Source organism: Flaviramulus sp. (assembly GCF_982512915.1).
Map to the genome: position 1 here is coordinate 58,806 of NZ_CEWOCJ010000003.1, position 22,296 is coordinate 81,101.

The 22,296-nt window shown below is 32.7% G+C and carries 12 protein-coding genes; all 12 read right to left on the reverse strand.

Annotated features, from left to right (window positions below):
- Positions 1-40: 40 nt before the first annotated feature.
- The 12 genes from AC1XJX_RS03035 to AC1XJX_RS03090 all read right to left on the reverse strand — a co-directional run bounded on the left by AC1XJX_RS03035 (position 41) and on the right by AC1XJX_RS03090 (position 22,198).
- The gene (locus AC1XJX_RS03035; RefSeq protein WP_482002486.1) at positions 41-823 is read right to left on the reverse strand and encodes an energy transducer TonB; all 783 of its coding nucleotides are present in this window, start codon (positions 821-823) and stop codon (positions 41-43) included.
- Between the two features lie 198 nt (positions 824-1,021).
- The gene (locus tag AC1XJX_RS03040) at positions 1,022-1,741 is read right to left on the reverse strand and encodes an energy transducer TonB (RefSeq protein WP_482002487.1); all 720 of its coding nucleotides are present in this window, start codon (positions 1,739-1,741) and stop codon (positions 1,022-1,024) included.
- A 63-nt stretch (positions 1,742-1,804) separates the two neighbouring features.
- Complete coding sequence (locus AC1XJX_RS03045) at positions 1,805-2,179, reverse strand: VanZ family protein (protein ID WP_482002488.1); 375 nt, start codon at positions 2,177-2,179, stop codon at positions 1,805-1,807.
- Positions 2,172-2,552: a glycine cleavage system protein GcvH gene (gene gcvH / locus AC1XJX_RS03050; protein ID WP_482002489.1), complete on the reverse strand. Its 381-nt coding sequence runs from the start codon at positions 2,550-2,552 to the stop codon at positions 2,172-2,174. Before gcvH ends, AC1XJX_RS03045 begins: the two co-directional genes overlap by 8 nt.
- A gap of 67 nt (positions 2,553-2,619) precedes the next feature.
- Positions 2,620-9,915, reverse strand: coding sequence for a T9SS outer membrane translocon Sov/SprA (gene sov, locus AC1XJX_RS03055; protein WP_482002490.1), 7,296 nt, complete (start codon positions 9,913-9,915; stop codon positions 2,620-2,622).
- 6 nt (positions 9,916-9,921) lie between these two features.
- Positions 9,922-10,503: a Holliday junction branch migration protein RuvA gene (ruvA, locus tag AC1XJX_RS03060; RefSeq protein WP_482002491.1), complete on the reverse strand. Its 582-nt coding sequence runs from the start codon at positions 10,501-10,503 to the stop codon at positions 9,922-9,924.
- Between the two features lie 58 nt (positions 10,504-10,561).
- On the reverse strand, positions 10,562-12,856 hold the full coding sequence (locus AC1XJX_RS03065) for an NADP-dependent malic enzyme (RefSeq protein ID WP_482002492.1): 2,295 nt from the start codon (positions 12,854-12,856) through the stop codon (positions 10,562-10,564).
- Between the two features lie 55 nt (positions 12,857-12,911).
- Positions 12,912-13,838: a tRNA epoxyqueuosine(34) reductase QueG gene (gene queG, locus AC1XJX_RS03070; RefSeq protein WP_482002493.1), complete on the reverse strand. Its 927-nt coding sequence runs from the start codon at positions 13,836-13,838 to the stop codon at positions 12,912-12,914.
- Complete coding sequence (gene ruvB / locus AC1XJX_RS03075) at positions 13,835-14,857, reverse strand: Holliday junction branch migration DNA helicase RuvB (protein ID WP_482002494.1); 1,023 nt, start codon at positions 14,855-14,857, stop codon at positions 13,835-13,837. Before ruvB ends, queG begins: the two co-directional genes overlap by 4 nt.
- A 194-nt stretch (positions 14,858-15,051) precedes the next feature.
- The gene (locus tag AC1XJX_RS03080; RefSeq protein WP_482002495.1) at positions 15,052-16,941 is read right to left on the reverse strand and encodes an OmpA family protein; all 1,890 of its coding nucleotides are present in this window, start codon (positions 16,939-16,941) and stop codon (positions 15,052-15,054) included.
- Between the two features lie 19 nt (positions 16,942-16,960).
- Entirely contained in the window at positions 16,961-17,917 is a 957-nt protein-coding gene (locus tag AC1XJX_RS03085; RefSeq protein WP_482002496.1) for a PorP/SprF family type IX secretion system membrane protein, read from the reverse strand.
- A 114-nt stretch (positions 17,918-18,031) separates the two neighbouring features.
- Positions 18,032-22,198: an Ig-like domain-containing protein gene (locus AC1XJX_RS03090; RefSeq protein WP_482002497.1), complete on the reverse strand. Its 4,167-nt coding sequence runs from the start codon at positions 22,196-22,198 to the stop codon at positions 18,032-18,034.
- Positions 22,199-22,296 lie beyond the last annotated feature (98 nt).

Here is a 22,296-nt window from a genome sequence, read left to right on the forward strand (position 1 = left end):
AAGATGATAACGGTTTAAAAAGCATTAAATTATATAGACTTTAGTTTTGAACTTGGAATATAATAGGTAAATAATACCTAACTCCTACAGGTTTATTTCTTTGTTTACCAGGTTGCATATTAGGAATTAACTCAATAACGCGTTCTGCCTCATACTTAAGCTTTGGATGTTGCGCTCGTGTTTTAATCTCAGTAATAAAACCCGCTTTATCAATCTTAAACTGTACGTCTATTTTCTGCTTACCTGATAACCCAAGCTCTGAAGCCAAATCAACATCAAACTTTCTTTGGATGAGTTTAGATATTTTATCAGACATACATTTACTTTTATCATCTCTTGTTTTTTCATTTTCACAACCTGGATAAATAGGCACCTCTTCAATACTTATAAAATCTACAAAATTTTCTTCAGGAATTTCTTCAACTGGATCAATATCTCTGGGATTAATATCTGGTGCATTCACAATGGTTTCCTTAAACTCATCTAAAAAAGGAAGCTCTGGTGTCTCGTCAATAACTTCTTTAAAGGTATGAGAAGGCTTTTGTTTTTGTTTAATAGGTTCAACCAATTCTTGAACTTTTGTTTTAATTAAAGGAACATCTACATAAACAGGATCTTCTATTGGTGGCAAACTTCCATAATCTGAAACTTTACTTTCAAACTTCATTTCAAGCAAGCCATAAGCTGCCATTAAACAAACAATTAACCCTATTTGAAAATAAAGGGTAGAGTTTTTTTGTAAATTTGTTTCATGCTTTTGCGATTTTTTCACGATTTGCCCATTTTTCCGAATGGGTTCGTGAGTTTTCATTTGATTTCTCATAATTATTATAGTTAAAATGTTAATATTATGATAAAGTTACAATAAGCATACCAAAAAAGAAATCCCGTTACTTAAATGTAACGGGATTTTATATAGCTATGCCAAAAATATTTTTGTGGTTTCTTCCTCTTCAAACGAGAAACAAAAAAACCCAAAACAAAAGTATCGGGTTTTTATTTATATTCTAAATAACTGAATTTAATCTTGAACTTGAAAAATAATTGGTAACGAATATGGAACGTTTACCGGTTTACCACGTTGTTTTCCTGGTTTCATTTTAGGAAGCAGTCCAATAACTCGAGCTGCTTCTTTTTCTAAACCTGGATGCGGTGCTCTAGCACGAATTCCAGTAATAGCACCGGTTTTATCTATTTTAAAAACAACGTTAATACGCTGTCTTCCAGACAAACCTAAATCACTTGCTAAATCAGTATTGAACTTTTTATTAACAAATTCAGATATTTTTTTTGACATACAATCTCTTTTTTGAGTATTGTTTCCGCTTTCGCAACCAGGGAAAACCGGGACATTTTCAATAACTGAGAATGGCACATCGATATCTTCTTCAACTTCTACAACTTCAACTTCCTCAACCTCAACAATCTGTGTGTCTTGATCTGCTTCTGTTGATTCGATTACAGTTTCTTCAACTTCTTCTTCATCTTCTACAATCTCTATCACTTCAGGTGCAGCTGGAGGTGGCGGAGGTGGTGGAGGTGTTTGTAATTGTTCAGTGATTGGAATTTCTTCTTCGTCTAACTCGTCAAGGTTTAATTGTCCTATGTCTATATTAGACTTATCATATGTTTTGTAATTAATAGCATAATTTGTTAAAAATAACATTAATGCTAAACCAATAGCAAAGTAAAGTGAACTATTACGTCCGACATTAGCTTTAGGATTTTTTTTAAGTTCCATAATTTTAATCGTTTATCAAGATTGCTAAAATAACTATTTATTTATCAAAAAAGCAAGTGTTTATTAGTTTTTAACGTGTGAACTATTTTTAAACCATAATACTATTGCTGCCGTTATTGCTCCAAAAGTATTTGCTAAAACATCATAAACATCCAAGTCTCTATAATCAGTTATAGTCTCTTGTAATACTTCAATAATTATACCAAAAATCACTGATAATATTACAGCATAAATTATAGCTTGTGTTTTTTTTAATTTAAAAGATGATAAAAACGAACCAAACCATAATAAAACCAAAATAGTGTAAGCTAAAAAATGATATATTTTATCTCCAAATGTAATTCCTACATCTGGCAGATTATTTAATCTAATTAAACTAACAAAAGCTAATAAGGCAGAATATATTAAGGTTATTATGAGTGCGTATTTTTTATGCACCAATAAGTGTTTTATAATCATCCGCAGACATCAACAAATCCACTTCTAAAAGATCTGAACATTTTACTTTTATCATCCAACCATCTCCATAAGGATCTTTATTTACTTTTTCTGGTTCATCTTCAAGAGTATCATTAAATTCAATAATTTCACCAGAAAGTGGTAAAAATAAATCTGAAACTGTTTTAACTGCTTCTACGGTTCCAAAAATCTCTTCTGCATTGAGAGTTTCATCCAAAGTTTCAACTTCAACGTAAACTATATCACCCAACTCGCCCTGTGCGAAATCTGTAATACCTATAGTTGCAACGTCGCCTTCAATTTTAACCCACTCGTGGTCTTTGGTGTATTTTAAATCGGTTGGAATATTCATGGTTATATTTTAGTTAATTAAAAGAACAAATGTATTTATTCAAACTCTAAATTCAAACTGTTATTTGCTAATTCCCAAAATTATATCGAATAGTAAATCCTGAACGAATTGTTGTTTGTGGAAAAGCTGTTGAAATAGCGTAATCTGAGAATGTATAATCAAAGTAAAAGATAGCTGTTAGATTTTTACTGAATGCATAATCTGCCGAATATTTTAAACCCCAAATGGTTTGTCCAGATGTAATTTGATTGTTTTCTAAGTCTAAATATCTAATGATTGTTTTATTATCTCTAACAGAAATATCTGCTTTCATATTTAAATCGCTCACGATACGTTTTTGCGGACCTGCTAAATTTGATCGAATTCTTAAATCTTTGATTCTATAACCTAACCCTATTATGTATTCATTTCCTTGAACTTCGGTCATCAAATTATTATCAAAACTTAAAGATAATAATCTATCTTTTTTTATTTCAGCTAAAATTTTAACCGAGTTATTCATTTCAAAATCTAATCGAACTAAAGGACTAAACATTTCAGTTAAATTAATATTACTAAATAAGCGCCCATTCTTGTAATTGCCAGATTGATCTAAAGCTTCCTGTGGTTGTCCTGCATAAGGTGTCCCTGGTATTGGTTGCTCATTAACACTTGTATCTGTATTTAAATTCAAATTAGTTGTGAATTGATTTATAGTGTAAGTTGATCGGTACCCATGTGTTAATGAAAAACGTTTAAAATTCTTTTTAAACCATTTAAACTTCATGAAACCAGTGTATTTTAAATCCCAATTTGGTATCGGTACATCTCGAAAAGCACTTGTTGTAATTTTACTTGCATCCTGGCCAGAATAAGCTGCTAAAAATGCTGGCAAAAGTACTTTTTGGTTATTTTTCCCAAAACCTAAAGGATAACCTTCGTCATCTCTTACAAATGCTGAATTCCCATAAAATTCGTTAGCAAGCCTATCTGCAATTTTTAATCGGTTTGATCTAAAATTATTAAAAGCCTCACTAATATTTTCATCACTTTGGCTAAAAGCGGTTTTAATTAAAATGGTAGATATATTAAAATTACCAAAAGTGTTAGGTGTTAATGATTCATATTCATAAGTACCACCAATATCATTTACTCTATAGTTTTCAGTATAATTTTCATAGTATGCTCTATTACCAACTATATCAATTTTTAAATCTTTTACAGGCTCTAAACTAGCAGATAAATCAAGTTGTTTGGTACTAGATGAATAATATTGCTGATTAAACTCAGGAAAAAATGTTAACCATCCTTGGCGTGCTGCTAAAAAACGAACATCACTTTGGCTACCAAATGTAAAACCAGTTGTTGGCCTAAGTGTTCCTATAAACCCTGGTGTTTGTGTATATCCTGGCAGAAATATACCATTATTTTCAGAGTAATTAGCCTGAATCCTTTTAATAGTAGTTAAAATATCAACACCAGCGTTTAAAAATTTAGTAACCGATTGGTTCTTTGATTTTGGAGTTGATGGTTTATTTTGCCCTGGCCCAGGAGGTCCGCCTCCAGGTGTACCAGGTGTTGTTCTAGCTCTAACTGTTCTAATAGGCTTTTTAACTAAACCTATATATTTATACAACCTATTCATATCCAATGTGGCATTAATATTATGCTGATTAGAATTTTGAATGGTATTTCCTAAATCAAAATTACCAGTAAGTTGGTTGTTTGGATCATTAGGATCTGTATATGAAAGGTCTAAATTGCCATATAAATCTGAACCTTTTTGCCATTGAAAACTCCCAGTATATTGATACGTAGCATCTATAAAACTAAATGTTGGAATTTTGTTTAATGGTAATTGATATGTGACTCCAAGATTTTGATTTTGCCTGTTAGGGTCTCCTACATCAAAAAATCCGTCCCAAACATCTAAATTTTCGTCTTGCTCTCCAGCTATTAAATCATTATCTCTAAAGTAATTTCTAACAATGTTATTGTTGGAGGCTGTAAAATTAAACTGTAAGGATTTTGTTAAATTATAATTGATAGCATATTCAAAATCAAAAGTGTAATTTCTTCGGAACAATTCTTCAATACCAATATTTGAACCTGTTAAATCTACCTCTCTAAACTTTTGTTTGTTGAATTGTCTATTAAAATTTGTATTAACTGTAAAACTTGTTGGGAGTAAATTGAAATTGAAATCTTTCAAGAACTTCCAATACTTTCCAGTAAATAATGAATCATTTTTTTTGAATGGCTCAAACGTAATTGGATTAAAATTATGAGCATAATTAGCGCCAACTCTAACCGTTTTGTTTACAGAATTTTCTATTTCAAAATCTCTATGTTCAACTTTATTATAAGAGTAGTTTAAAGTAACATTTTCAACATCGTAAAAACGTGGTTTAGCATCACCTGTTCTATTTTTTCTAACACCTATAAAATTGATGCTCTGTCGTTTAGTATAATCTTCAGATTGTTGTTTTATTTCATCTCTCTCAGCATTACTATTAGCGGCTTGTAATCTAGACTCTAAGGTTAAATCTTTGTAAAATTGATCGTATTTAGGCGTAATAAGTTCTTCACTTTGCCCATAGTTGAATGGTACTTGAATGCCCCATTTTTTTGGTAATAACTGCCCAACATTTACATTTGTAACTATATCATATTGTTTAACATCCTCCAAACTACGCTGACTTGGACCTTGCTCCAAAGAACCAAAACCCGAAGTACTTTGTCTACCAGTTGCGCTAATATTCATAAAATCGGCAATATTGGTATCCATACTTACTACAGCAGCCCAACCTCCTTCGTTATCTAAATCAGATAAACGTAATTCGTTAAACCAAACTTCCGCACAAACATCATTAGAGCTTGATCTACTTTTCACACCCACCATAAGTGTTCTAATATCACCAAAATTTGGATTACCTTTTATACCAACTCTGTGTTGACTAATTTGATACCCCCTAAATGGGTCGCTCGCCAAAACGATATCGCCATTTACGATATCGTAAAAAGTTGGATTCAAATTACTCAAAGTCATATCTGAGATACCTTGAGCTTTCACTCGTGCTAAAATATCAATGGGTAAATTAATTTCATTGGCTTCTGGCCAAAGCCCTTCTCTTGTAGTAGATGTAGAAATTACAAGTGGCAATTCTATTTGATAGTAGTTTTCATTAAGATCGTTACCCATTCTTATAAATCCAACTAAATCATCATCTGTTAAATTACTAACGCCAGATTCATCATCTTCAGCGTGCATAAACATTCTGATACGTTTATATTGACGCATATCCACATTGATATTTTTAAACACGGCTCTTGAGTCTTCTGATTCTAAATTACAAACTTTAACTACCAATGATTGCTCGTTTTGGCGAACTATGGTGTTATTATTAAATAATTGTTCAGGCTCAATACCTGGTGGTCTATCATAACTCCCTTCATTTTCAAGAGTTCCAATAACACCTACAGAAAAATCTGTACCATCATCATTTGGATCGTCTTGATCAAACTCTAAACTTTGATTATAACGCCTCCAATCACTTCTTACTAAATCTAAAGTTCCAAAACGAAAGATTGTAGGTTGTGTAAATTCTTTTAAATAAATTCTTGTAAATCTGATAGATCTTAAATCTGTAATGCCACCAACTGGTGTTGCAAGATCTCCTTGAACTGGTATTCTAAATTGATACCATCTTACATTGACATTATCGCCATTAGGAAGCACTCGAGCTTGTTCCTTAAAATCTCTTAAATAATCTTTTAGAGGATTACCATTAGGTATGTTATCAAATTCAGCTTGAGAAATTGGCAAATTTTGTCTGGTAACATCTAACTCGTATTCATAATAACTATCAATAGTATTCATGGTGTTATCACGATTAATATCTTCTACATCTGGTTGTGTATTAGCTCCCCTATTGGTGTCTGTAAAAACATCAGGTGTATTACCATCTACACCATTAAATTTTTTGTAACGTTCAAAAATATCACCATCTGTATTTAAAAAATAAGCGTAGTTATCGTTTGAAGGATCATCTCCAAATGCACTTCCAAAAACACTAGCTTCTTCAATATCATCATAACCATCGTAACCAACATCTTGATTGGATCGCTCTTGACCAGTGGTATCAAAAGCATAAATTAACGACTGATTTTGTGGAACAACGGTGCCCCAAGAAGTAGGCTGCAATAAACTTACATCACCATCTTTAGGTAAACCGTTTTCATATAATTTTCTACCATCTTTAACAATATCTTCTGAAATATTACCAAGATTAAACACCAATTTACCACCTGGATTTGCAGGATTATCTTGAAAAGGATCTTGTAACCAAAAATCAATATATTCAACATTTTGTTGTTCAAAATCAGTTGACGTTAATTGACGTGTTATACCTGCCCAGGCGTTTTGAGGATTATCTATAACACCATCTGCAGCGGTAGAATCAAAGTTATAAGGTCCTCTTTCTTGAGGATAATAAGCTAAATCTAAAGTGAATAAAACCGAGTTTTGCCCCTGCACAATATCTCTGTCTGGAAATAACTCGTTAATAAAAACACGACTGGTATACAGGTTTGATAAATCGTCATCTGAGATACCATCTGGACGTTGGCTACTATAAAATATAGGGTCAATACTGTACCAGTTTAAAAGGGCTCTATCATATCCATTTTGTATACCGTTTTCATCTTCTGGACCTTGGGTATAATTTCTTCCTAGTCCAACTGGTCTACTTGACAAAAACCACGACTGCTGTGATTTTAAATCGATTCCATTTTGAGAGCCTTCAAAATCATCAACATAAGATGTTGCCTCACCATTAAAATCTGTGCCTTTTGGAGCACCAGGAGCTAAATAAGCAAATTCTCCTCTAAGTGATAAATTGGATTCTACATCGGTATCAATATTAGGTAACTTATTAGCTAATCGAGTTAAAAAAGGAACCTTAGTAGAATAGTTGCCGTTTACGCCAAAGATAGTATTATTTATGGGTTCAGTTCCGAAGTTAGCTTTTTGAGTTATTGGTCTTTCGTTAAGGTTCAATAGTGTTGCTCCTAAAACAAAATTTTCGTTAAATTTATGTTCTACATTAAGTCCTGTAAAACGTCTGGTTTGCTGACCGAAAACAGCATTATTTTCAGTAGAAACTTCAATGGGAGTATTGGATGCTTTTAAAGCTTCATCTAAGATTTGAACACGACCCAAATTATAGTTTACAGTGTAATCAACACCTTCAACTAAAACTCGCCCTCCAGCTGTTACCCTTACAGAACCTCTAGGTACGTTAAATGCCCCGATAGAAATGCCATCACCGCCACTAGATTTATACCGCCCTTTTAATTTGAATTTATTTTTCTCTACTTCTTCTAAAGCAGCTGTTTTAGTGCTCTTGTATAAAATATCGTAAACATATTTTTGTTGATCTGGGCTATATGAAGCATTGTTATCATAATCACCACCTCCTAAAATATTGAATAAATATTCACCAAATGGCTCTGCACTAGTGAAAACTATTTTTCCGTTTTGTGGAATAACTGTAATACCAGGAACAAAATCAAAAAATCCATCACCACGGTTTTGCGGATCGTTATTAAAATTCAATTTGTCTAAATTAAATACTCTTAATAAAGGCACATTTTGAATTAAGTCTTTATCATCTGTAGCTCCAGTAATAGGGTTTCCATTTATATCAACATCAAAACTTGCGCCAACTGGTGCTATAAAGTTTAATGGTGATGCTTCATTGTAAAAAATATTCAGTTTAAAATCGTCTTGGCTTAAATTATAAGCTCCTGTATCATAAATGTTTTTCATCATCAAATCCCAAACAGGTTGATTAATGTTAGTAACACTACTTTTTAACATCTTTAAAATCAAGTTAGAATTTATAACATTGGTAACCTGACCTGAACCATTTGTTGTAACATTAGTTGCATCAATACCATCATTTGCGAATTCACCAACTTGATAAACTTTTCCTCCCAAAGTATATTGAAAAGCTACAGCTAAAACCTCATCATTATTTAAACGTTGATTTAAAGAAATATATCCTAAATCAGTATTTAATGTATATTCTTGCCCATTAGTTAATTTTCTAGCGTTTTCTAAAGTAGCATAATCAAAACCTTCGTTAATATTTGAAACCAAAATACCAGATTTAACGGTAGCTATATCACGAATTACATCTGTAATTTGAGAACCTCCACCACCAATATTTGTTGGATCAAAAGCATTGTTTTTATTATCTGGAAAAGCTCCAGGCGCACTAAAAACATTAACCGAAGAACCTATTTTATCTGTTTCACCTAAATCTTGAAGGGCTACAATATTTCTAACATTTTCTATTCTGTTGCTTCTATTAGTCATCCAAACTTCTAATCTTGTAATTTGTAACCCTTTATTATTGAAAAATGGATAATTTACAAGGGCATTATCATAGGTATCCCTAAAATATTGTGCTAAAAAAAAGTGCCTATTTTCATCATAGTCTCTTATGAAAAATTCAAATTCCTCAAGTGTTCCTCCTCCTTGAGCTACAACAGTATTAGATTGAGATTTTTGTTCTGAGAATACGCCTGTGAAAGTTGTTTTACCAAATTGTAGTTGAGCTTTTACACCAAATAATGCTTGAGCCCCGGTAATTAAAGAACTATTTAATGGCATACTAACATTACCTACTTCAATTTTTTGAATAATATCATCTTCTGTAGGCGTATATTCTAGTTTAATTAGTTGCTGAAAATCGAAAGTAGATTGGGTATCGTAATTTGCTGTTACTTGCAATCTAGTCCCTACTTTACCTAATAAGCTTAAACTTATACGTTGGTCAAAATCAAAAGTAAAATTACTTCTATTTCTTGGTGAAAATGATGGATTATCTTGTCTTGAAAAAAGCACCCCTAAATCCATTTCAACAGAACCTGTTGGATTTACTGATATAGCATCACTTCCAAAAATAGTTTCAAAAAAATCCGATTTTACATAAAACTCAGGTAATAAGTTTTTCTGCGCATCATCAGCTCCATCTTTTTTACCATCAAAAGCATCTATTTTTTCTTTATAGTATGCACGTAAATTTTCTTTAGCAACTAAATCATAATATTCTTTTGGGGTTAAAATGACGGGGTATTTTATGTTGTAACTACCTATTTTTTCAGAATATATATAGCGATTGGTTAAAGCGTCGTAAGTATACTTAGACTCAATACTATTTGGCTTTGGCTCTTTTATTTTACCTAAACTAAAACCTGTTTTTACAGAATCTTGAACAGGCTCTTGAGACCATGCTAAGAAGGAAAAACTTAACGTAAAAACAAGAAAAAAGAGTTGTTTAGATGTTTGGTAAAAAGTTAGTTTGGTTCTATTCAAAATATATTATAAATTTTTTAGGGCTTGCTTTATAATAGTTTCTACATTGGCGTCTGGTTGTGCTATTATAATTTTTTCCACAACACGTTCAGCTTGTTTTCTTACAAAACCTAGCACTTCTAAAGCAGATAACGCTTCATCTTTACTGGTATTGCCTTTTGATATAGAAACTTCATCAATATCATAAATCTTAAGAACTTTATCTTTTAAATCTATAATAACTCGTTGTGCTGTTTTAGCTCCAATCCCTTTAATAGATTGAATTAGCGCAATATCACTACTGGCTATACCATCTATTACTTGTTTTGGATTTAATGATGATAGCATGGTACGTGCAATACTAGCACCTATGCCACTTACAGATATTAAAAGTCTGAAAATTTCGCGCTCTAATAAAGATGAAAAACCATATAAAGTATGAGAATCTTCTTTTACTTGTAGATGAGTAAACAATTTTAAATACTCGCCATCTGGAATTTTAGAATAGGTATGTAGTGAAATATTAAGCATATAACCAACCCCATTACAATCTATAACTACATCTGTTGGATTTTTCTCAACTAGTTTTCCTTGAATATGTGTTATCATTTATTGCAATTCGTTAAACGACCAAATGTAATAAATTTATTTTTCAATAAAATGATTTCTATTTCACCTTTTCTAATTCTTGTTTTTCTTTTTGCTGAGCATCAATAACGGCAATTGCTGTCATATTTACTATTTCATCAACGCTAGCACCTAACTGAAGTATATGAACAGGCTTACGCATACCCATCATTATAGGCCCAATAGATTCTGCTTCATTTAATTCTTTCAATAATTTATATGTAATGTTTGCAGAATCTAAATTTGGAAAAATAAGTGTATTAACTTTTTTGTCTACTAATTTAGAAAAAGGAAATTTTTCTTTAAGCATTTCTGCATTCAAAGCAAAATCAGTTTGTAGTTCACCATCAACAATCATATCTGGATAATAACGATGTAAATGCGCTACAGCCTCTCTAACTTTTGAGGCTCTTTCATTTGATGAAGACCCAAAATTTGAATAAGAAATCATAGCCATTACAGGATTCATACCAAACATTTTAACTACTTGCGAAGTCATTTGTGCTATTTTAGTAAGTTCTCTCGCGCTAGGGTCAATATTGATTGAGGTATCACTTAAAAATAGAGGTCCTCGTTTAGTCATCATAACATTAGTAGTTGCAACTCTATAAGTCCCTTTTGCCATACCAATTAACTCTAACATAGGTTTTACAACAGAAGGATAGTTACGAGAATATCCAGAAATTAAAGCATCAGCATCCCCTTCGTTAACCATCATTGCTGCAAAATAATTTCGCTCGCGCATTAAACGTTGCGCTGCATACAAAGTTACGCCTCTGCGTTTACGTTGTTCCCAATATACTTTAGCATATTTATTTTTACGCTCGTTTTCTTCCTCCGTTTTTGGATCTATTATTAAAATATCATCTGCATCAAATTCAATTTCCGTCATTAAACTTTTAATTGTTTCTGTTCTTCCCAATAAAATAGGAATAGCCACACCTTCTTCATATACAATTTGAGCTGCTTTAACTACCGAAATTTGATCTGCTTCTGCAAACACAACTCGTTTAGGATTTAACTTTGCTCTGTTAAGAAGTAATCTTACAAGTTTATTATCAGAGCCTAAACGTTCGCGCAATTTATCTTTATACTCCTCCCAATCAGTAATTGGCTCTTTTGCAACACCACTTTCCATAGCCGCTTTTGCAACTGCTGGAGGCACTTCAGCTATCAAACGCGGATCGAAAGGTTTCGGAATTATATATTCTCTACCAAATGTTAGCTTAGTTTCTCCATAGGCTATATTTACTTGTTCCGGAACAGGCTCTTTTGCTAATCTTGCTAAGGCTTCAACAGCTGCCATTTTCATCGCTTCGTTAATTTTTGTAGCACGGACGTCTAAAGCTCCTCTAAATATAAAAGGAAAACCTAAAACGTTATTAACTTGATTAGGATGATCACTTCTTCCTGTTGCCATAATAATGTCCTTTCTGGTAGCAACTGCTATATCATACTTTATTTCAGGATCAGGATTTGCCATTGCAAAAACAATAGGATTATGCGCCATAGTTAACAACATTTCTGGCGACACAATGTTTGCCATTGATAGGCCTATAAAAACATCCGCATCAACCATAGCCTCATCTAGAGTATCTATTTTTCTGTGAGTTGCAAATTCGGCTTTTTCAGAAGTCAGATTATCTCTATCATTTCTAATCACACCCTTACTATCCAACATCACCATATTTTCTCGTTTTGCACCACATGCTTGGTATAAACGTGAACAAGAAATGGCTGCTGCACCTGCACCACTTATAACAATCTTTACGTGTTCAAGTTTTTTATTTGCAAGTTCTACTGCATTTAATAAAGCTGCAGCCGATATGATAGCCGTACCATGTTGGTCATCATGCATTACAGGAATATCAAGTTCTTCTTTCAGCCTTCTTTCAATTTCAAAAGCTTCTGGTGCTTTAATATCTTCCAGATTTATACCTCCAAAAGTGGGTGCAATATTTTTTACAGTTGCAATAAACTCTTCTATATTTTCGGTATCCACTTCAATATCAAAAACATCAATATCTGCGAAAATTTTAAAAAGCAATCCTTTACCTTCCATAACGGGTTTCGAGGCTTCAGGACCTATATTTCCAAGACCTAAAACAGCAGTTCCGTTTGAAATAACAGCTACCAAATTTCCTTTTGCAGTATATTTGTATGCATTATTTTTATCTTTTTCAATCTCTAAACAAGGTTCTGCAACACCGGGAGAATATGCTAAAGACAAATCTCTTTGAGTCGCATATTTTTTAGTTGGTACTACTTGTATTTTTCCTGGAGTTGGTTTTGCATGATATATAAGGGCTTCTCTGCGTTTGCTTTCTTCGCTCATAAAAGTAAATGGTTAACTAATCCAACAAATATAATAATACTGTAATTGGATAACTCTAATCTTTTAAAAAATTAATATTTCTTTTTAATCCTGAAAATTTGGTGCGTTTTACTGCTGATTTTTTAAATACTTTTTTAAACACATCTTCAGTAATTTCTTCCCAATCTTTTTTAGTCATGGATAGTAATTCTGAATGCGCATTAAATAGTGGTTCTCTGTGCGATTTTGAAAATCGATTCCAAGGACAAACATCTTGACAAACATCACACCCAAAAATCCAATCATCCATTTTACCTTTAAATTCTGTCGGAATATTTTCTTTTAACTCAATAGTAAAATAGGAAATACATTTACTACCATCAACTACATAAGGTTCTGTGATTGCTTTAGTTGGACAAGCATCTATACACGCCGTACATGTTCCGCAATGATCTGTAGTTGCAGAATCGTATTCTAAATCTAAATCTATTATCAATTCAGCAATAAAATAAAATGATCCTACTTGCTGGGTTAATAAATTACTGTGTTTACCAATCCACCCTAAACCAGATTTTGCTGCCCAAGCTTTGTCTAAAACTGGTGCAGAATCAACAAAGGCTCGTCCGTTTACATCACCAATTTCTTCTTGAATAAAGTTTAAAAGTTCCTTTAATTTATCTTTAATTACAGAATGATAATCCGTTCCATAAGCATATTTAGAAATTTTAAAACTGTTTTCGTTTTGTTTATCCTCTGGAAAATAATTTAGTAATAGTGAAATAACACTTTTTGAATCTTCAACTAATTTTGTAGGATTTAAACGTTTATCAAAGTGGTTTTCCATGTAACGCATTTCTCCATGCATATTTTTGTTCAACCAATTTTCTAAACGCGGTGCTTCTTCTTCTAAAAACCCAGCTTTACTAATACCACAAGATAAAAAACCGAGGCGTTTGGCTTCGGTTTTTATAAGATTTGTATATTTAACTTTATTGTGTATCAAAATAATCCTCCTTGTATTGGACCTTTTATTTTACCTAAATGTTTATATGCCAATTCTGTTACTTCACGTCCGCGTGGAGTTCTCATAATAAACCCTTGTTGTATTAAAAAAGGCTCGTAAACTTCTTCAATTGTTTCAGAACTTTCACTAACGGCTGTTGCAATGGTGGTAATCCCTACAGGACCACCTTTAAATTTATCAATAATGGTAGATAAAATTTTGTTATCCATTTCATCCAATCCGTGAGCATCAACATTTAAAGCCTCAAGCGCATATTTTGCAATTTTAATATCAATTGAACCATTACCCTTTATTTGAGCAAAATCCCGTACACGTCGCAAAAGCGCGTTTGCAATTCTTGGCGTACCACGACTTCTTCCTGCTATTTCAATAGCAGCTTCCATAGAAATTGGAACATCTAATATATTTGAACTTCTTTGAACAATAGTCGTTAATAAATCAGTTTTATAATATTGCAATCTGCTTTGTATACCAAATCTTGCACGCATTGGAGCTGTTAACAAACCAGATCTTGTTGTTGCTCCTACTAATGTGAATGGATTTAGATTGATTTGAACCGTTCTTGCATTTGGCCCAGTTTCAATCATAATATCTATTTTATAATCTTCCATGGCTGAATATAAATACTCTTCTACGATAGGACTAAGCCGATGAATCTCATCTATAAATAAAACATCACGCTCTTCTAAATTAGTAAGTAAACCTGCTAAATCTCCTGGTTTATCTAAAACTGGCCCTGATGTTACTTTAATACCTACATTTAACTCATTGGCTAAAATATTAGCTAATGTTGTTTTTCCTAGACCTGGAGGTCCGTGAAACAAGGTATGATCTAAAGCTTCATTTCTTAAATTGGCTGCTTGAACAAAAATTTGAAGATTTTCCAACACTTGATCCTGACCCGTAAAATCATCAAATGTTAAAGGCCTTAACTTTTTTTCTACATCTAATTCTTCTGGTGAAAAATTTTCGTCGGTTGGATTTAGGTTTTCGTTCATAATACAAACCCCCTCGACTTTGCTTAGGGTGATATTTCGTTTCAATACAAAATTTAAAAGAAAAAGTGATTTCCTGACTTCTCAGAAAAAACAAAATACCGAGACAAATTCAGTATAAGCAAATATAAACAAAAAGCCTTTCCTAAACGGAAAGGCTTTCTCAAATAATTTTAGTTGATAATATTAGGTTTTGGTTAATTAAGTATTTTAAATTCACAACGACGGTTTACATCATATTCCTCATCTGCACAAATACCTTCTTTTATACACTCATTAAGTGGTTGCATTTCTCCATAACCAATACTTTTTAATCGGTTTCTTTCTATACCTTGACTCACTAAATATTCTAGTGTTGAAGCGGCTCTTCGTTTAGATAAATCTAAGTTATATTGATCCGGACCACGAGCATCTGTATGCGCAGAAACTTCAACTTCCATTGATTGATATTTCTTCATTAAATCTACTAAAACATTTAAAGTGACAGCAGCATCTTCACGGATATCAGACTTATCAAAATCAAAATAAATCTCATCTAACTCCACTTGAACATCACCTTTTTCATTTTCTTTAACACGCTCTTCAGCATCAGCAAAAGACTCTAAACTTAAATAGATGTTATGTTGCACTTTTCCTTTATTATCTGTTGAAAATTCAACATCTTGAGGGATATATGCTTTACGAGTACCCCGAACTTTGTATTTTTTATTAGGTTCAATTTTAAAAATATAATAAGCATCATCGCCTACAATGGTGTCTTGTATTACATTATCTGATTCATCAAACAGTGTAACTAATGATCCTGCTAATAATGCTTTACTATTTAAATCTAAAACTACCCCTTCTACTTGATATTTAGTTAACGGATTTTCTTCTCTTCCAAAACCAAATATTCTATCAAAACCTGTTCGGTTTGATGATACATAACCTTGGTTGTTTTTCTCGCTAACTACATAAGCAAAATCATCTAAATTACTATTTACTGAGCTTCCTAAATTAACTGGTTTATCAAAACTACCGTTTACCAAATTGCTTCTAAATACATCCAAACCTCCAAAACCTTCATGCCCAATTGATGAAAAATATAGCACATTAAACTCGCTAATAAAAGGGAATTGTTCTCTATGTTTGGTGTTAATAGTATTACCTAAATTTTCTGGCTCTCCGTAAGTTCCATCATCATTTATCGAGACTTTATAAATATCGAAACTTCCTAAAGTTCCTGGCATATCGCTAGCAAAATAAAGTGTTTTTTCATCTTTACTCAAAGATGGATGTTCTGTGCTATAACTATTTGATGTAAATGGTAAAGCTGTTACATTTGTCCATATATCATCTACCAATTCTGCTTTATAAATTTTAATGTGAGCAATACGATCTTCATCTGTTTTTTTACGCATTGTATTGGTTCTATTAAAATACATGGTTTTACCATCTTTTGTAAATACAGCATTACTTTCGTGCGATTCTGTATTGATTGCGTCAGAAAATGGCTCAACATCTTTTAAGGTATTCTCATCAGTTAATGTAGCACTATACAAATCTAAATATGGTAAATTATTCCAAGAATAAGCTGGATTTTCAGTGTTTCTTGCAGAAGCAAATGCTACTTTACCATCGCCATAAAAAGACAATCCAAAATCGCTACTAGAACCTTCATTTACAATTTGCTCTAATTTAAAAGTGTGCGGTGTTGTTTTATCTGTTGCTTCAATAAAAGCTAAGGTATTTAATGGTTTGTTATAATATCTACTTAATTGTTTATCAGCTTCTTTATAGTCTTTGACGCCCTTTAATGCCTGTCCATAACGGAAATGATATCCAATATCTATAGAATCTCCGTATTCCACAAACAACTCTCTATAGGTTTTTATAGCCTTTTGAAGATTTGTGTTGTAATAATAACTATCAGCTAAATTTTGAAGTACTTCTTGAGTGCGATTTTTGTTCGTTTCATAAGTTTCGGCAGCTTCTGTATATGCTCTCATCTCAAAAAGCTTGTTAGCTCTTTTAATATTTCCTTTTTGTGCTAATGCTATTCCACTAACTAATAAAAGGCCTGCAAGTATGTGTGTATTTTTTTTCATTTTTTCCTATTATTAAATTTTAGAAGAATCTTGGCGAACGATCGTAACCGCCTCTAAATCCGAATAAATCAACATCAAACAAAATGAATATTTCGTGTGACCCTGAATTAAAATCTCCTAAGTTAGTAGTTGTATAATCGTAGGCATAACCTACTCTAAGTTCTGGTGTAATTCTAAAATTGACCAAAGCACTCATAGCATCACCAACACGGTAGCCTAAACCAGCCTCTAGTTTCTCATTTATTAAAAGGTTAGCAGTAAAATCTAGAGCTAATGGTGCTCCTTTTACAGATCTAGCCATAAACGCTGGTTTTAGTTTTAAGTCTTGATTAATATCAAAAACATATCCACCTGTAAAGAAATAGTGTATATTTTCAACACCTGTAGCCCTTATACCGTTTTGATTTTCGAGATGTTTTGTTGATAACATGTTTGGTGCCGATAATCCTAAATAATAATTATTAGAGAAAAAGAAAGCTCCAATACCCAAATTAGGAAAAGCTCTACTTATGTTTTCATCAAAAGCAAAATCTGTGTTTACACCACCTGATTGAAGGATAAATCCATCAAAATTGGTATCAAAAAGAGTGACCCCGGCTTTTACTCCAAAAGAAATTTTACTTTTTATCCCAACTGGTAATACGTAAGCAAAATCTGCGTAAATATTATTTTCGTTAATTATGTCACCAATATTATCGTTGGTAAAAGAGATTCCCATCTCAATTTTATCATTTACTGGTGTATGAGCAAAAAAGGTTCCTGTTGTTGGTGCACCTTCAATACCAACCCATTGTGTTCTAAAAAGGCCTCCTAAGTTTAATATCCCTTCTTCTGCGGTAGCATAAGCAGGATTAATTACACTCATGTTGTACATATATTGTGTAAATTGAGGATCTTGTTGTGCGATACTTTGTAATGACAAAAGCGTCAAACTTAACAAAGCAGCTATTTTATGATATATATTTAAATGTTTCATCTGTTATTATATATTTTATTAAATCTGTCAGATGTAATTCGCTCTTTAATATTTTAAAAACTTTCAAGATATTGTTTTGGCTCATTTCATCATTTCTAAATTTTGCTTTATAAATTATCTGCCTAAGTATAAGCGACCTTGTTTTGGACTATTCTCTCCATCGTTAAATTTGAAAATGTAGAAGTATACGCCTACAGGTAAATTACCTTGTGAAATTACCCTTGATTGATTTGAAGTTCCATCAAATCTTTGTGAACTGGCATTTCCTTTATAAACTAAATTTCCATTACGATTATATATTTCCATTTCAAAATTTGGATATAAAATTGCTAAGTTATCTACATCAAATGTATCATTTACGCCATCACCATTTGGCGAGAAACCATCAGGGATTTGTAGATCTCCACAAGCTGTAATATCTGCTGTTACAGGTAATCGAACACTGCTTTCACAACCCGTTACAGGATCTATTATCGACGCATAATACGTTGTATTTAAAAGTGTTGATCCGCTAGTTAAACTATTACCTCCTGTCGCAGCATCATACCAAACTATATTGTTTAATAAGCTATCAAACTCAGTGATGTTTAATGATAAATCGTTTATTGTTGGACCATCATTAATACAATATTCTGCAGTTGAATCTAGAAGCGTTGGTTTTGCTGTATCATTTATAGTCACATTTATTTCAACAGCAGTTGAAGACTCACAACCTGAACCGTTTGTTTGAGTTGCATAATAATCTTCACCATCAACCAAAGTATCTGTAACAATTAATGGTAGTGTTAAAGCAGCATCTTCATACCAATTTACTGTTCCTATTGGTCTGATACTATCTGCTAAATCTGCAACTGTAGGATTTTGAACTAAACAAAATTCTGGATTTGCATTATTCACAATTATTGTTGGACTATCGTTTACCGTAACAGTTATTTGAGCACTTGAATCTGGAGAACAAGGAGACACTGCTGTAACTGTATATGTATAAACTCCCGAAGCATCTGAAAATGGATCAAAAACTCCTGTTCCGCTATTTAATGTTGGCAACCAAGTACCGCCACTTTGAGCATCTGAGCCTAATAATGCAAATAAATCAGTTGGTGCATCAATTCTACATAATGCTAATGATGCATCCGTCCCTGCATTTGGAGCTAATGTTACTGTAACAACTACTTCACTTGTTTCTGTTCCACAAGCATTTGTTAGTGTATAAGTATAAGTACCGCCTAAATCTACTAAAGGGTCAAAAACTCCTGTTCCGCTTGTTAAAGCTGGAGACCAAGTTCCGCCTGTATCGGCACTCCCTATAAGAGTAAACAAATCAGTTGTTCCGTTATTAGTACAAACATCTAAAACGTTATCTGTACCAGGATTAAATGGTTCTTGAATGATTACTGTTATTATTGTACTATCATCTATACATGGTGCCGAAGCCGTTACTAAATAAGTAAACTGATACGTTCCTGCTGAAACTAAAGTTGCATCAAAAATATTTGCAGTTAAAGCACCTGAACTATCTGTATCTTGCCAGATTCCACCAGCATCTTGTGTGCCATCTAAACCTAAAAACAAATTAATATTGTTATCATCATTACATACTACAATTGGTGTTGTGTTAGGGTTTCCGGCATTTGGTGATTGATGTATAGTGACTAAAACAGCCGTTCTAACAGAAGATTCACAACCTGTAGTTGCATCAGTTTGGGTTGCATAATATGTTTGTGCATCAACAAGAGCAGTAGTGCTTGCTAATGGCGTACCACCTGAAACAACATCATACCATTGAATACTTGTTCCAATGGCTACTAAATCAGCTACTGTTGCTGTATCACAAAACTCTTGTGGTGAAAAAGCTGAAGGTCCTGGTGCATCGTTTATTATGATACTTATCGTTACGTTAACATCATCACAACTGCCTATGGCTGTAACATCAAAAGTAAAATTATAAGTACCCGTTAGTAATGCATCTAGAGCAAGAATATTACCAGATAAAGCTCCTGTTGAGTCATCATCATTCCAAGTTCCTGTTTGATCTTCGTCAGTTAATAAATCGAATAGATCAAATGTTTGAGCTGAAGTTATTGCTGCTAAACAAAATTCAGCTGGTGCATTAGCTGTACCAGATTCTGGGGCATCTTCAACTATTATTGTAACTGTGCTACTATTAGAACATCCATTAACATCTGTGATACTATAGGTGAAATTGTAAGATCCGATAGTTAATAATGTTAAATCAATATCATTTCCTGTTAAAGATCCTGATGTATTATCGTCTGACCAAGTTCCACCTGCATCTTCACCTGTTAATTGACTAAATAAATCTAAAGGCGAATTTGCAACTAAATCATTTTCACAAAAAGTTGCTGACATTGGTGTGCCAGTTATAGGCAATGCATTAATAATAACACTTACCGTTACTAAAATATCATCACAACTTCCTATAGCATCTACATCATAAGTAAAATTATAGGTAGCTGGAGTTAATACTGATAAATCGACTGGATTAGAAGTTACTGTTCCTGTATTTTCTGAACCAATATACCAAACACCAGTTTGATCTTCATTTTCTAATAAATCAAATAAGTCAAAACTTGATGAGGCAACTCCCTCACAAAATTCTGGGAAATTAGCTACTGGTGTACCAGACTCTGGAGCAGGCTCTACAGTTATAGTTATTGTTTCAGTATCTGAACAAATCCCATTATCAATCGTATAATTAAAACTAAATGGACTTCCTGTTACTGTTAGTGTAGTAAGATCTAAACTATTTGAAATTGTTATATTACTTGAATCTTTCCAAGTTCCACTATTATTATCTTGAGAACCGTCTAAAGCATCAAATAAATTAAAAGGTGAATTTGCAGCTAAATCATTTTTACAAAAAATTTGATTTATTGCAACACCAGCATTAGGATCTTGTAATACAATAACCTGAATCGTGGTAGATTCTTCTGGACAAGCATTTGGCGATAAGTTTTGAGTATATGTAAAATTATATGTTCCTGGCGTTAGAATAGTCAAATCTATCAGAGATGAAACTACTGGATCTGAACTTGTTAATCCCTGTGTCCATTGTCCATTTGGGTCTTCATTTTCTAATAAAGAAAATAAATCAAAAGAAACAGGTAAACTTGCTTGACAAAAAGATGCAGGATTTAAAACAGATGGAATTCCTGATGATAAAGTTTCAAAAACTGTAATAGATACATTTGAAGTTGCATCAGGACAAGCATTATTACTTAATACAGTATAAGTAAAAACATAGGTGCCTGCTATTGTTAAAGATGAGATATCTACAGTTCCTTGATTTCCATTAGTTGTTGTTATTGGGCCAGTCCAAGTTCCATTTGTATTTGGATTACCAGTTAACTCATCAAACAAATTAAAAGGTGCTGGTAAACTATCATTACAGTATTCCAATGTTGCAGATATTCCAGCATCAACAGGATCATCTATTACAACAGTAACTGCGACTGGATTACTTGTACAGAATACATCATTAATTTGTATATAATAAGTATTACCATCGACTAAATTCGATGTTAGATTTAAAGCTGGCAAAACAGGATTTCCTGACCCATCTAAACTATTATACCAACTAAAATTAGTAGCAGAAGTCCCTGGATTTAAATCACCAACAGTAGGATTATTATCAGAACAAAAAACTTGAGGGTCTACGGGTGATGGATCTATAGGTGCGTTAAAAACACCTACCTGGCCAATTTCTAATTGACTTTTACAACCGCCATTATCAACAAATACTATAAAGTAATTTGTTGCACCGTTAGCAATTATGTCTGTTGGATTAGCTTGATTAGTTAAAGCAAAATCATTATAAACTTCAACAGATCCTCCAGAAGGAATACTTGACTGTAATACATCATCAGTATAAGTTTGTACTGTAGCATTTTCGTTACTACAATAAATTTGGTCAAAATTTTGACCGTTATCATTTACTTGAAAATCTACTGTGATAGATACTCTAGAACCACACGTGCCAGTATTATCATCAATATAATAAATACCTTCTTGTACTAACTGTGTATTGTTAAATGGGCTACCTCCACTTGCAATATTATACCATACAATACCGTTACCATTGTCGATAGCGAAATCAATACTTAGATCAGCAAAAGTATAACCTGAGGCATCACAAATGGGTGGCGGAGTAGAAATGGTAACTGTAGGACATTGTGCATTTAATGATAGTGATGCCCACAGAAATACCATTACAAAGGCAACAAAAGTTTTTGCTATCCTTAAAATGAAATTAGTCTTCATAGATTTGGTTAATTTAGTATTTGTTAATAGCGTCTATTTTGTAAAAAATATTCATGTTGATAATTATAAAAAACTAGAAATAAAATTATCGTCGCAAT